This window comes from Oceanicella sp., assembly GCF_056449545.1.
In genome coordinates, this window is record NZ_JBWOMN010000059.1 from 26,186 (window position 1) to 39,309 (window position 13,124).

The window sequence follows — 13,124 nt, forward strand, 5'->3', positions numbered from 1 at the left end:
CGAGGCAGAGCGGCGCCGCCCGGGCCGCCGTCCCCAGAATGCCTGCGGCATTCATCGGGGCGAAGCCCCGGGCGCAGGCCCTGCCTGCGCGGGGACGGCCCGGCGCCCGGCTCAACCCTTGGCGCGCGGGTCGATGGGGCCGCGCCTGACGCCCAGATTGGCTTCGAGCCAGGCTGCGGCCGACAGCAGCTTCGCCTCGCCCCTGGGGGCGCCGATCAGTTGCAGCCCCACCGGCATCCCGTCATCGGTGAACCCGGCGGGCAGCGAGATCGCCGGCAGGCCGGTCACCATGGCCAGGAACGAAAAACTCAGCCATTCGGCGTAGTCCGCGATCGGGCGCCCGGCGACCTGCGCCGGATATTCCTGTTCCGCCGGCCCCGGCGGCGCGCCCATCACCGGGAAGGCGAACAGGTCGAAATCCTCCAGCAGCCGCTGCATGGCGGCGAATATCACCGTGCGCCCGATCCGCGCGTCGACGATGGCGTCCACCGTCAGATCCCGGCTCTGGGCGATGTTGGCCTTCAGCGTCGGCTTGAACCGCGCCTGCACCTCCGCCGGCAGCCGCCCCGGCCCGGTGGCGTAGAACAGCGCCCGCAGGGTCATGTAGGTGCGCCGGAGGTCCGGCAGCGGAGGGCAGGTTTCCTCCACCCGCGCCCCCGCCGCCCCGGCGCGCGCCATGGCCGCCGCCAGCGGCCCGGCGATCGCCGCCTCCACTGGCGCGAAGCCGTTCAGATCCGGGCTCCAGGCGATGCGCGGCCGCTCCAGCGGGCGGGCCGCGGCGGTCTCGAAGGGCGTCGCCGGGGCCTCCAGACTCAGCGGCTGGCGCGGATCGAACCCGGTCATCGCGTCCAGAAACAGCCCCAGATCGCGCACCGAGCGCGCCATGGGCCCCTGCACCCCCTCGATGGAAAACGCATGCGTCGCCGGTCCGCCGCCGGCGCGCCCGGCCGAGGGCCGCATCCCCACCACCCCGCAATAGGCCGCCGGGGTGCGCCCCGATCCCATCAGGTCCGAGCCGCTCGACAGCCAGACCTCGCCCGAGGCCAGCGACGCCCCGGCCCCGCCCGACGACCCGCCGGCGTTCAGCGCCGTGTTCCACGGATTGCGGGTCTGCCCCAGCACCGCGTTGAAGGTGTTGCCGCCGGCGCCCATTTCCGGGGTGTTGGTCTTGCCGACGATCACCGCGCCGCGCGATTCCAGCTTTTCGACCATGGGATCCGAGGTCTCGGGCACGAAATCCGCGAAGCCCGGCGTGCCGAAGGTGCAGCGCACGCCGGCCACCGGCACCAGATCCTTGATGCCGATCGGCAGCCCGTTGAGCCGCCCCGGACCCGGGCTCCGATCAGCGCGCGCCGCCGCGTCGCGCGCGCGCTCGGGGCAAAGGATCGGGATGGCGTTGATCGCCGGCTCCACCGCCGCGATGCGCGCCAGCGCGGCGTCGAGCATCTCGCCCGGCGACACCTCGCCGCGGCGCAGCAGCGCCACTGCCTCATGCGCCTCCAGCGCGCAAATCTCGGGTCCGGTAAAATCCATTCTGCGGCCTCCAGAAGAGCGGTGCGATCAGACCCTCAGGCCGTCATAGGACACCATCACATGCTCGGCATAGGCGGGACGTTCGGTCAGCCGCCGGTAATACTCGGTCAGGCGCGGGGTCGCGACCCGCTCGAATTCCAGCGTGTGATAGCGATACAGCCCGTGGCCCAGCATCACGTCGGCGAAGCTCAGATGGTCGCCGCCAAGCCAGCGCCCGTCGGCGATGCGCGCGTCGGCGATGCGCGCCAGCCCGGCCAGCGCCTCGGTCCCGCGCGCGATCGCCGCCGGGTCGCGATCGGCGGGTTTCTTGCGCACGATTTCCATGAACAGCACGCCGATCAGCGTCGCGCAAAAGGCGATCTTGGCCCATTCGGCCCATTGGTCCAGCGCCCCGCGCGCCGCCGGATCGCGCGGCCAGAACGCCGCGTCGCCGTAGCGGGCGCCCAGATAGCGCACGATGGCGGCGCTTTCGAACATGGTCAGGTCTTCGCCGCCCGGCCCGGCGCCCGCGTCGCGGATCGCCGGGATCAGCCCCTGGGGGCTCATGGCGCGATACGCCGGGTCGTCATTGCCGCCATGGGCGCCGCCCCAGTCCACGCGTTCATGGGCCAGCCCCAGTTCGGCGACGGTCCACATCACCGCCTGCACGTTGGACGAGGTCGCCCGCCCGAAAACCGTGATCATCCTCAGCCTCTCCCCCCGACGCCAAACGACGCCGACCGACCGCCCGTTCCCGGGCGCGACCGCCGCAGCATCGCCGCGGCGACGCGGATGCGCAAATGATTAATGCGCCCGGGGCCGCGGCCCCGGGCGCGGATCCCGGTCAAGTCGATTCGGTTCGGTTCAGGTCATCGCCGCCAGCTCGACGGGGGATTTGTCGATGAGCGGCCCGGCCAGCGGGGCCGGCGATGCATGGCCCTTTTCGCAATCGCCGACGCAATCGGGGCGGCATTTGTGCTTGTAGCGCGGATCCACCAGCAGCTCGGCGCGCGCCGCCAGCTTGCCCAGCACGCCCTCCAGCGCCGCGCGTTCCTGCGCGTCCAGCCCCTCCAGCAGATAGGCCTCGCGCTCGTTGACGATGCGCGTCACCTCGTCGAGCGTCGCCCGTCCGGTCTCGGTCAGATGCAGGATCTTGATGCGCCGGTCGTCGGGGGCCTCGGTGCGGTGGATCAGCCCGCGATCCTCAAGCTTCGAGGCGGCCCGGCTCAGCGAAACCTTGTCCAGCGAGGTGTGCGCGGCGACCTCGCGCGTCGGCATCTCCTCCGCCTCGCCGGCGGCGGCGAGGATGCGCCATTCGTCGCGGCACAGGCTGAAGCGCTCGCCATAGACCTGCGAGATCGAGTGGCTGACCACATCGGCGAGCCGCGCCAGGCGGTAGGGGAAAAAGGTTTCGAGTTGCATCTGAGGCTCCCTTTTCGTTTCAGATGCATCATTTCACGTTTGAGACGGTTCCGAATTGACATGGGTCAAGCCGCGACGGTTTTGCCCAGTCGCCGCGGCGCCGCCGGCGCGAGGCGAGCCCTCCCCCTCCTCTCCCGCCCGCAGCTGCGCGATCTCCGCCGTCAGCGCCCGGCTGCGGATCTCGGCCAGCAGCATCCGGTTGGCGGCCACCATGTCCGCCAGCACGCCGCCGATCAGCGTCACCGCCCCGACCGCCAGCAGCCCGGCGCCCATCACCAGCGACTGCACATGCCCCGCGCCGTTGCCCGCCAGCGCGAAGATCAGGAACCGCAGGAACGCCCAGGCCCCGGGCAGCAGGAAAACCAGCGAGATCAGGGCAAAGAACCGGAACGCCCTGTAATAGGCGAAAATCCGCAGGATCGTCGTCCCGGATCGCCACACATACCCCGCCACCGAGCGGATCAGCCGGGAGTCCCGGGTCGGCGGGTGGGTGCGAATCGCCGCCCAGCTCACCGGAATCCCCAGCCGCCCGGCCTGGATCAGGGTTTCAAGCGTGTAGGTGTGGCGGTTGAACACATACAGCCGCACCGCCGCGTCGCGATGGATGGCGCGAAACCCCGAGGGCGCGTCCTGCGCCTCGATGCCGCTGGCCTGCTGCACCGCCCAGCTGCCCAGCCGCTGCAACGCCTTTTTGAGCGGCGAGAAATGCTCGATCTCGGCGATCGGGCGGGCGCCGATCACCATCTGCGCCTCGCCCGACAGGATCGGCGCGGTCAGGTCGGGGATGCAGGCGGCGTCGTACTGGTTGTCGGCGTCGGTGTTGACGATCACGTCGGCGCCGCGGCGCAGGCAGGCCTCCAGCCCGGCCATGAACCCGGCCGCCAGCCCGCGATTGCGCGGCAGGCGGATCACGTGATCGACGCCATGCGCGCGCGCCGCATCCGCCGTGCCGTCGCTGGACCCGTCATCGATCACCAGCCACTCCACGCTGTCGAATCCGGCGACCTCGCGCGGCAGGTCGGCGAGCGTGGCCGGCAATTGCGCGGCCTCGTTGTAACAGGGAATCTGTATGATGAGCTTCACGACGCGGGGCTCCTGACGCAAACGCGGATGCGTCGAGCATGCCCGCTGGCGGCCCAGTCTTCAATGCGCGCCGGGGCGAATCCCGCCCCTGCGCCGCGCCTACGACCAAAATCGGAATGGATCCGTCGTTTTCCGCGTTTCGCGTCACGGCCCATTCGGTGCATAAACGTCTGGTGATTTCGCGGGCGCGACGCGCCCCGGCATGCAGGAGGCCACATGTCCGACACCATCCGGTTCACGCTCGACGGCGACGAGGTCGAGGCCAGCGGCGGCGAGACCATCTGGGAGGTCGCCCTGCGCCGGGGGACCCGCATCCCGCATCTGTGCCATTCCGGCGAACCCGGCTACCGCCCGGACGGCAATTGCCGCGCCTGCATGGTGGAGATCGACGGCGAACGGGTGCTCGCCGCCTCCTGCGTCCGCGCGCCCACCCCCGGCATGAAGGTCACCACCGACAGCGCCCGGGCGAAGAAGGCCCGCAAGCTGGTGATGGAACTGCTGGTCGCCGACCAGCCGCCGCGCGACGCCGCCCATGACCGGTCCTCGCAATTCTGGGACATGGCCGACCTGCAGGGCGTCGCCGCCAGCCGCTTCCCGGCGATGGCCGCCGACCGCGTGCCGCTGCTCGACGCCAGCCATGTGGCGATGCGGGTCAATCTCGACGCCTGCATCCACTGCAATCTGTGCGTGCGGGCCTGCCGCGAGGTGCAGGTCAACGACGTGATCGGCATGGCCGGACGCGGCCATGACGCGAAGATCGTGTTCGATTTCGACGACCCCATGGGGGCCAGCACCTGCGTCGCCTGCGGCGAATGCGTGCAGGCCTGCCCCACCGGCGCGCTCACCGCCGCAACGGCGGTCGATTCAGACCAGCGCGGCGACAGCAAGGCCTATGACCGCGAGGTCAAATCCGTCTGCCCCTATTGCGGCGTCGGCTGCCAGCTGTCCTACAAGATCAAGGATGACCGCATCGCCTGGGTGGACGGGGTCGACGGCCCCGCCAATCAGCAGCGGCTCTGCGTCAAGGGGCGCTTCGGGTTTGACTACGTCAGCCACCCCCACCGCCTGACCAAACCGCTGATCCGCCGCGCCGACGCGCCCGCCAAGGGGCTGAACGTCGACCCCGCCGACCCGCTCACCCATTTCCGCGAGGCGACGTGGGACGAGGCGCTCGACGCCGCCGCCAACGGCCTCGCCGGACTGCGCGACCAGCACGGCGGCGAAGCGGTGGCCGGCTTCGGCTCGGCCAAATGCTCCAACGAGGAAGCCTACCTGTTCCAGAAGCTGATCCGTCAGGGGTTCGGGCACAACAATGTCGATCATTGCACGCGGCTGTGCCACGCGTCGTCGGTGGCGGCGCTGATGGAAAACATCGGCTCCGGCGCCGTCACCGCCACCTTCAACGAAATCGAGCACGCCGACTGCGCGCTGGTCATCGGCTGCAATCCGATCGAGAATCACCCGGTCGCCGCCACCTATTTCAAGCAATTCGCCAAGCGCGGCGGCAAGCTGATCGTCATGGACCCGCGCGGCGTCGGGCTCGGGCGCTACGCCGCGCACCGGCTGAAATTCCGCCCCGGATCCGACGTGGCCATGCTCAACGCCATCATGCACGTGATCGTCGAGGAGGAACTCTACGACCGTCAATACATCGCCGCCTTCGCCGAGAACTGGCCGGCGATGAAGGACCACCTCAAGGGCTTCGCGCCCGAAAAGATGGCCCCGCTCTGCGGCGTCGACGCCGAGACCCTGCGCCAGGTGGCGCGCCTGTTCGCCGGGGCCAAGGCGGCGATGATCTTCTGGGGCATGGGGATTTCCCAGCACATCCACGGCACCGACAATTCGCGCTGCCTGATCTCGCTGGCGCTGATGTGCGGCCAGATCGGGCGCCCCGGCGCCGGGCTGCATCCGCTGCGCGGCCAGAACAACGTGCAGGGCGCCTCGGACGCCGGGCTGATCCCCATGTTCCTGCCCGACTACCAATCCGTCGCCGATGAGGGCGTGCGCTCCGCCTTCGCGGAAATCTGGGGCGGCGATCCGGTCAACCCCGAACAGGGCCTGACCGTGGTGGAGATCATCAACGCCATCCATGCCGAGCGCATCAAGGGCATGTATGTCCTCGGCGAGAACCCGGCCATGTCCGACCCGGACGTGGAACACGCCCGCGACGCGCTGGCCAAGCTCGACCATCTGGTGGTGCAGGACATCTTTCTGACCGAGACCGCCGGTTACGCCGACGTCATCCTCCCCGCCGCCGCCTGGGCGGAAAAGACCGGCACCGTCACCAACACCAACCGCCAGGTGCAGATGGGCCGGCCCGCCACGCCGCCCCCGGGCGCGGCGCGCGCGGATTGGGCGATCACCGCCGACCTCGCCAACCGCCTCGGCCTCGACTGGAACTACAGCCATCCGCGCGAGGTGTTCGCCGAGATGAAACGGGCGATGAAATCGCTCGACAACATCACCTGGGACCGGCTGGAAAGCGAATCCTGCGTCACCTATCCCTCGCTCTCGCCCGAGGATCCCGGCCAGGCCATCGTCTTCGCCGACGGCTTCCCGCGCCCCGAGGGCCGCGCCCGCTTCACCCCGGCGCAGGTCACCCCCCCGGCCGAGACGCCCGATGACGACTATCCGTTCATCCTCAGCACCGGGCGCCAGCTCGAACACTGGCACACCGGGTCGATGACGCGCCGCGCCGCGACGCTGGACGCGCTGGAACCCGAGGCCAACGCCTCGCTGCACCCAAAGACCCTGCGCGCGCTCGGCGTCGAACCGGGCGAGATGCTGCGCATAACAACCCGCCGCGGCGCCATCGAGATCATGGCCCGGGCCGACCGCGCCGTGGCCGAGGACATGGTGTTCGTGCCCTTCGCCTATGTGGAGGCGGCGGCCAACGTGCTCACCAACCCCCAGCTCGACCCCTTCGGAAAGATCCCCGAATTCAAGTTCGCCGCCTGCCGCGTCACCAGGCCCGGGGGACGCGTCGCCGCCGAATGACCTTTCGAACGACTTGTCATGCGCCGCGCCGCGCCGACGTAACGCCGGGGGCGTTCGTCGGCGCCTGCGACGATCATGGCGAAAACCCCGCCGCCGCCCTTGCGCGACGGCGGGGTTTCAACCAAAAATATCCCGGCGGTCGCGACTGACAGGGACTCAGACCGCGCCGGGGGCGACGCGCATGGGTGGCGGCTTTCGACGCGCGCGCCGCGCAGACCCGCAAGGATCGCCCTCATGACCAGACATGGCTCCGACCTCGACCCGATCGCCGAATTGCGCGCCAATGTCGCCGCGCCGTTCGAGCAGGCCCGCGCCATGCCGCGCAGCGTTTACACCTCCGAAAGCTTCGTGGCGGCGGAGCTCGAACACATCTTCCGCAAGGAATGGCTCTGCGCCGGGCGGGCGAGCGCGCTCGCCAATCCCGGCGACTACGCCACCATGGAGATCGCCGGCCAGCCGATCATGGTGATCCGGGACCGCGACGGCGCGCTGCGCGCCCAGTCCAACGTCTGCCGCCACCGCATGTCGACGCTGCTGGAGGGGCGCGGCAACGCGCGCGCCATCGTCTGCCCCTATCACGCCTGGACCTACAGCCTCGACGGCAAGTTGCGCGGCGCCCCGGCCATGACCCGCAACAAGGGGTTCTGCAAGGACGACCACCGGCTGCCGCAGATCCGCTGCCAGGACTGGCAGGGCTGGATCATGGTCAGCCTCAACGCGCACGCCCCCGACCTCGACGAACAACTCGCCGATGTGGACGCGCTGGTGGGCAAATACCGCATGCGGGATTACGTCGAAACCTTCCGCGAGACCCATCGCTGGAACACCAACTGGAAGGTGCTGGCCGAGAATTTCATGGAGAGCTACCACCTGCCGGTCTGCCACGCCGGCACCATCGGCGGCCAGGTGGATCTCGAGAAGATGACCTGCCCCGAGGGCGCCCCCGCCTTCAACCACCACTGGATCCTGAAGAATGACGATCTGGCCCTGACGCTGGCGCATCCCGACAACGCGAGGCTCGAGGGGCAGGAGCGCCGCACGACCTGGCTGCTGTCGATCTACCCGGCGCTGATGATCACCCTGACGCCCGGATATTTCTGGTATCTGTCGCTGCATCCCGACGGCCCGGACCACGTGAACATCATCTATGGCGGCGGGCTGGCCCCCGAATTCGCCGCCGACCCGGATTCGGCGGCGCATTTCGCGCAACTGAAAACCCTGCTTGATCACGTCAACGACGAGGATCGCGGCTGCACCGAAAAGGTCTATCGCGGGTTGCGCTCGGATCTGGCGGAGCCGGGGCCGCTGTCGCATCTGGAGCGCCCGAATTTCGAATTCGCCACCTATCTCGCATCGAAGCTCGGCGGATGACCCTTGCGCCTGAACGCGCCCGCCGCCGTCGATGACCGGCGCCGTGGCCATCATCGGCTGGGGCTCGCTGATCTGGGACCCCGACAACCTCGCGCCGCATCTGCGCGGCGATTGGCGCATGGGCGGCGGGCCGCGCATCCCGCTGGAATTCACCCGCATCTCGCCCAAGCGCAAGATGGGGCTGGCGCTGTGCATCGATCCCGCGCACGGCGCCCCCTGCCCGAGCCACGCCATCGCCTCGCGGCGCGCCGACGCCGTCGAGGCCCGCGCCGACCTCGCTGCGCGCGAACGCGCGCCGCTCGACCTCATCGGCATGGTGTGCCTGCGCACCGGCCGCGCCGAGGGCCGCAACGCCGCTCTGTTCGCCGAGTGGTGCGCCGCGACCGGCTTCGCCGGCGCGGTGTGGACCGACCTGCGCCCGAATTTCGCCGACCATGCCGGCGTCGCCTTCTCGCTGGAGCGCGCCGAAGCCCACTTGCTGTCGCTCACCGGCGCCAGCCGCGACGAGGCCGTGCGCTACATCCACAACGCGCCCCCCGACACCGACACCCCTCTGCGCCGCCGCCTCGCCGCGCGCGACTGGTGGCGCGCCGACCTGACCCGGCTTGAACTGAGACCGCCCGGACCCGATGCGCCGCAGGCGCGAGGGCGCGCCGAATCCTGACAAACCGGCCCCTGCCGCCGCCGGACCCTTGAAAAGCCTGGCGCGACAGCGCCCTCGCGCCTGCGGCGCATCGGGGTCTGGCCTCAGAGGAAAATCAGCGCGGCGGATGCGGCCATCAGCGCGGCCATCACGCTCATGAAAGCGCGGTAGGCGGGATCGGAGGTCAGCAGGCGGCGCAGCAGGCGCCCGGCGGCGGTCCAGAACAGGCAGACGAACAGGTTGAGCCCCGAAAACGCCAGCGCCAGCCGCAGCGCCGCCTCGGCCGCGCCGCCATCGCCGGGAAACCCGGCCGCCGCCGCCAGCGTCACCGCCCACAGCTTGGCGTTGACCGCCTGGAACAGCGCCGCCTCGGTCAGCGTCATGGGGCGGCCGCGATCCTGCGCGCGCGGGCGGCGCGCGGCGCGCGCCAGGCTGAAGGCCAGCCACAGGATCCACGCCGCCGCCAGCGCCCGCAGCGCCAGGGTCAGCGCCGGCGCCGCCAGCAGCAGCGCCCCGAGCCCGAGCCCGGAGACCCCGGCGATCGCCCCGACCCCGAACACCACCCCCAGCAGATGCGGCAGCGTCGCGCGAAAGCCGAATCGCGCGCCCGAGGCGGTCAGCATCACCACATTCGGTCCCGGCGTCGCCAGTCCGGCGAACACGAACAGCAGCAGCCCCGCCAGATCGCCGCCGGTCACGTTGCGCCCGCCTTCTGGCCGCATGCGTTGGCGCGCAGCGCAGCCAGTCTGCCGCCCGCCCGGCGCAGGGTCTCGCGCAGCAGGCGGCTTTCCCGAAACGCCACGCCGAACGCATGGCGCGGCGAGCGACGCAGCCCGAAGCGCGCCCCCGAGGCGGCGAGCGCGGCGTTGTCGGGCCCCGGCGTCCATGCGGCGGCGAAGGCCAGCGCGGTCAGCGCGTCATCGGTCAACTTGGCCCGCCTCCTGACGCGCGGGCCGTCGAGCCCGGGTTTCTGGTCACGTTCGATTATAGGTCATGAATGCTGACTATTAACGGAGACTTCGGCAAAGCCGGCGCCTTGTCAAGCAAATCGCGCGCCCCCGTCGGGCTGGTCGCGCCCGACAGGGCCCCGTTCAGGCCCCCATCGGGTCGGTCGGCTCAGTCATCGGGGGGCTCGGGAAACGCCTCCGCCAGCAACCCGCGCCGGTCCTGCGCGAAGCCCGAGTCGCGCCAGCGCGCCTCCAGGACCTTCAGCAGCCGCCCGAGCCCGGGCCCTGGCGGCACGCCCCGGGCCATGAGATCGGCGGCGGCGAGGGGAAACCGCGCCGCAGCGCCGCGCGCGATCTCGGCTTCGAGTTCCGGCGGCGGCGGCGCGGCGAGCGCCGCGGCGCGGATCAGCGCCGCGTGTCGCGTCGCGTCGGCGCCGTGGCGATGCGCGGCGCGGGCGATCTCGCCCGCCCCGCCGTGGAGATCGGCGAGCGCCCCGGCAATGGCCTCGATGCCGCGCGCCTCGGCGCGGGACAGGCGCAGGCGCTCGGCAAGCGCCGCGACGCCGGATCTGGGCGGCGGGGCGGCCACCTGTCCGACACCGCCGCCGACCCCGGCTTCGGTTTCGGCGTCGGCTTCATCCCCGGCCCCGACGCCAACACCGACGCCAACACCGGCCCCAACCCCAACCCCAAAGCCGAGACCAACGTCAGACCCGCCCCCCGAAACCGGCCCAAGCGCCGCCGCGCACAGCCCCGCCAGCCGGCGCCGCCAGTCCGGGGCGGCGTCGGCCAGGCGCTCGACCTCGACCAGCGGCCCGAGAATCGCCGCCTCGGCCCCCGGCAGCACCCGCGCCAGCGCCCCGCAGGCGGCCATCGCCGCCACGGCGGGGGCCGGATCCGGCGCCGCGAGCAACTTGCGCGTCTCGCTCCCCACCCGTTCACGCGACAGCGTCGCCAGCCCGTCGAGCGTCGCGGCGCAGGCGGCCAGCCCCTCGGCGTCGACGCCGCCGGCGCCGTACCAGGCGTGAAACCGGAAAAACCGCAGGATGCGCAGATAATCCTCGCGAATCCGCGCCGCCGCGTCGCCGATGAAGCGCACCCGCCGCGCTCGCAGATCGCCAAGCCCGCCCAGCGGGTCCAGCACGACCCCGCGCGCATCGGCGTAAAGCGCGTTCATGGTGAAATCCCGGCGCGCGGCGTCCACCGCCGGGTCATCGGCGAACGCCACCGCCGCGCGCCGTCCGTCAGTGGCGATGTCGGCGCGAAAGGTGGTGATCTCCATGGCCCGCCCCAGCGCCACGGCGGTGATGGTGCCATGCGCGATCCCGGTCGGGACGGCGCGCAGGCCGGCGGCCTCCAGCAGCCGCCGGGTCTCGGGCGGGCGGGCGTCGGTGGCGATGTCGAGATCGGCCGCGGGCAGCCCCAGCAGCGCGTTGCGCACGCAGCCGCCGACGAAATACGCCCGCGCGCCGCCCGCGGCCATCGCCGCCATCACCGCCGCGGCGCCCGGATCGCGCAGCCAGTCGGCGTCGATGCGCAGCGGCGCCGCGCCGCCGGACGCGGCGTTCATTCCGCGTCCGGCAGGGCGGCGAGCCGCATGCTCAGACCCACCAGCATCCGCGCCGTGGCCCCCCAGATATGGCGCCCCTGCCAGGGCATCTCGTAGAACCAGCGCTTTCGCCCCTGCCACATGCGAAATCCGCGTCGGTGATTGGCCGGATCCATGAGAAACGCCAGCGGCGTCTCGAACACCTCGGCCACCTCGTCCGGATCCGGGCGCGGAACGAACGTCGCCGCGACCAGTCCGACGAAGGGCGTGACCGCGAAACCGGTGACGGTCTCGTGGCCGTCGATGGCGCCGAGCAATTCCACCTGGCCCGGATCAAGACCGATCTCCTCGCGCGCCTCGCGCAGCGCCGCGGCGGCGAGCGAGGCGTCCCCCGGCTCCTGCTTGCCGCCGGGAAACGCCACCTGCCCGGGATGATGCTTGAGATGGTCGGCGCGGCGGGTGAGGATCACGTGCAGCCCGTCGTCGCGGCGGATCAGCGGGCACAGCACCGCGGCGGCGCGCAGCCGGCGCCCGGCGGGCAGCGCGGCCTGCGCGCCGGGGTTGAGATCGTAGTCCGAACTGGGGATCGACGGCCCGTCGCGCACCGCCCGGCGCAGCCGCGCCTCGGTGGGCGCGCGGCGCGCGGCGGCGGTCGCGATCTCGACCGGCAGCGGCGAGGCCCCGGGGTCGATGGCCGGATCATCGGCCGGGGCGAGGTCGATTCTTCGCGCGGCGCCCTCGGCATCGGGTCGGGTCACGTTCTCGGGCGGATCACTGTCTGGCGGGGCGTTTCGCATGTGAAACATGTGGCGCAACTGCGCAGGCGAGGCAAGCGCCCAAGGTTCTGGGGGCTGGTCGCGGGCGGGCGATCGGGAAGGGGCCTGCGCCCCAGCGCTCGCGGCTGCGCCGCCCCGCGCGGCTCAGATGTCAAGCTCGGCCGAGGGAATGATCGGAAAGAACGCCCCGCCCGACCACAGGCCGAACCAGCTCTCGCCCTCGTGCGGTTCATGGGCGCCGATCTCAACCAGCCGGTAAAAGCTCTTGCGGTCGATCAGGGCTTCGAGATCGGCGCGCACATGGACGTAGGGCGCGGGCTCGCCGGACTCGGGGTCGCGGACGACGCGGATCGGATGGGCGGGGCCGGCCTCGGTCTCGTCGCCCACATTGGTCTCGAAAATCAGCCGCTGGTCGCGCCCCGCGCCGAGCGCGCGGAAATCCACCGCCACGAAGGGCGCGTCATCCACGGTGATGCCGATCTTTTCAACCGGCGTGACCAGGAAATACTTGTCGCCGTCGCGGCGCAGCACCGAGGCGAACAGCTTCACCAGATTGAGCCGCCCGATCGGCGTGCCCAGATACCACCACGTGCCGTCCCGCGCGATGCGCATGTCCAGATCGCCGCAGAATGGCGGGTTCCACAGATGCACCGGCGGCGGCCCCTTCTTCGCCGCCTTGCCGATGGTCCTGGCGAGGCTGTCATAATCGACCCGCGCCGCGCCCCCGTCGCCCCCGTCGCCCCGATCGGCGCCGTCGCCCCGATCGGCGCCGGCGCTCCGCTTCGCTTTCGTCATCGCATGTCCCGCCTCTCTGGCGCCGCTGG

12 protein-coding genes are annotated in these 13,124 nt (G+C 71.3%); 3 read left to right on the forward strand and 9 right to left on the reverse strand.

The window, feature by feature from the left end:
- Positions 1-111: 111 nt before the first annotated feature.
- The 4 genes from AC1HC7_RS08055 to AC1HC7_RS08070 all read right to left on the reverse strand — a co-directional run bounded on the left by AC1HC7_RS08055 (position 112) and on the right by AC1HC7_RS08070 (position 4,017).
- A complete protein-coding gene (locus tag AC1HC7_RS08055; RefSeq protein ID WP_479498204.1) occupies positions 112-1,533 on the reverse strand; it encodes an amidase in 1,422 nt (473 codons plus the stop codon).
- A gap of 27 nt (positions 1,534-1,560) precedes the next feature.
- The gene (locus tag AC1HC7_RS08060) at positions 1,561-2,217 is read right to left on the reverse strand and encodes a glutathione S-transferase family protein (RefSeq protein WP_479498205.1); all 657 of its coding nucleotides are present in this window, start codon (positions 2,215-2,217) and stop codon (positions 1,561-1,563) included.
- Between the two features lie 159 nt (positions 2,218-2,376).
- Positions 2,377-2,934, reverse strand: a complete 558-nt coding sequence (locus AC1HC7_RS08065; RefSeq protein ID WP_479498913.1) for a MarR family winged helix-turn-helix transcriptional regulator — start codon at positions 2,932-2,934, stop codon at positions 2,377-2,379.
- A 33-nt stretch (positions 2,935-2,967) separates the two neighbouring features.
- Positions 2,968-4,017 carry a glycosyltransferase family 2 protein gene (locus AC1HC7_RS08070; protein ID WP_479498207.1) on the reverse strand — a complete coding sequence of 350 codons (1,050 nt, stop codon included), beginning with the start codon at positions 4,015-4,017 and terminating at the stop codon, positions 2,968-2,970.
- A 216-nt stretch (positions 4,018-4,233) separates the two neighbouring features.
- Between AC1HC7_RS08070 and fdhF the strand changes: the two genes are divergently transcribed.
- From fdhF to AC1HC7_RS08085, 3 genes are all read left to right on the forward strand, one after another.
- Complete coding sequence (gene fdhF / locus AC1HC7_RS08075; protein WP_479498914.1) at positions 4,234-7,014, forward strand: formate dehydrogenase subunit alpha; 2,781 nt, start codon at positions 4,234-4,236, stop codon at positions 7,012-7,014.
- A 234-nt stretch (positions 7,015-7,248) separates the two neighbouring features.
- Positions 7,249-8,385 carry an aromatic ring-hydroxylating oxygenase subunit alpha gene (locus AC1HC7_RS08080; RefSeq protein ID WP_479498209.1) on the forward strand — a complete coding sequence of 379 codons (1,137 nt, stop codon included), beginning with the start codon at positions 7,249-7,251 and terminating at the stop codon, positions 8,383-8,385.
- Positions 8,386-8,428: 43 nt separating this feature from the next.
- Positions 8,429-9,049: a hypothetical protein gene (locus AC1HC7_RS08085; protein WP_479498915.1), complete on the forward strand. Its 621-nt coding sequence runs from the start codon at positions 8,429-8,431 to the stop codon at positions 9,047-9,049.
- 83 nt (positions 9,050-9,132) lie between these two features.
- On the opposite strand, the gene AC1HC7_RS08090 is transcribed toward AC1HC7_RS08085, so the two are convergent.
- The 5 genes from AC1HC7_RS08090 to AC1HC7_RS08110 all read right to left on the reverse strand — a co-directional run bounded on the left by AC1HC7_RS08090 (position 9,133) and on the right by AC1HC7_RS08110 (position 13,095).
- The gene (locus AC1HC7_RS08090; RefSeq protein WP_479498211.1) at positions 9,133-9,726 is read right to left on the reverse strand and encodes a LysE family translocator; all 594 of its coding nucleotides are present in this window, start codon (positions 9,724-9,726) and stop codon (positions 9,133-9,135) included.
- On the reverse strand, positions 9,723-9,956 hold the full coding sequence (locus AC1HC7_RS08095) for a hypothetical protein (RefSeq protein WP_479498212.1): 234 nt from the start codon (positions 9,954-9,956) through the stop codon (positions 9,723-9,725). Before AC1HC7_RS08095 ends, AC1HC7_RS08090 begins: the two co-directional genes overlap by 4 nt.
- A 188-nt stretch (positions 9,957-10,144) precedes the next feature.
- A complete protein-coding gene (locus AC1HC7_RS08100) occupies positions 10,145-11,515 on the reverse strand; it encodes a CCA tRNA nucleotidyltransferase (protein WP_479498242.1) in 1,371 nt (456 codons plus the stop codon).
- A gap of 26 nt (positions 11,516-11,541) precedes the next feature.
- Positions 11,542-12,141 carry a CoA pyrophosphatase gene (locus tag AC1HC7_RS08105; RefSeq protein ID WP_479498243.1) on the reverse strand — a complete coding sequence of 200 codons (600 nt, stop codon included), beginning with the start codon at positions 12,139-12,141 and terminating at the stop codon, positions 11,542-11,544.
- A 303-nt stretch (positions 12,142-12,444) separates the two neighbouring features.
- Positions 12,445-13,095 (reverse strand): DUF1285 domain-containing protein, encoded by a 651-nt coding sequence (locus AC1HC7_RS08110; RefSeq protein WP_479498213.1) that lies wholly within the window; start codon positions 13,093-13,095, stop codon positions 12,445-12,447.
- Positions 13,096-13,124 lie beyond the last annotated feature (29 nt).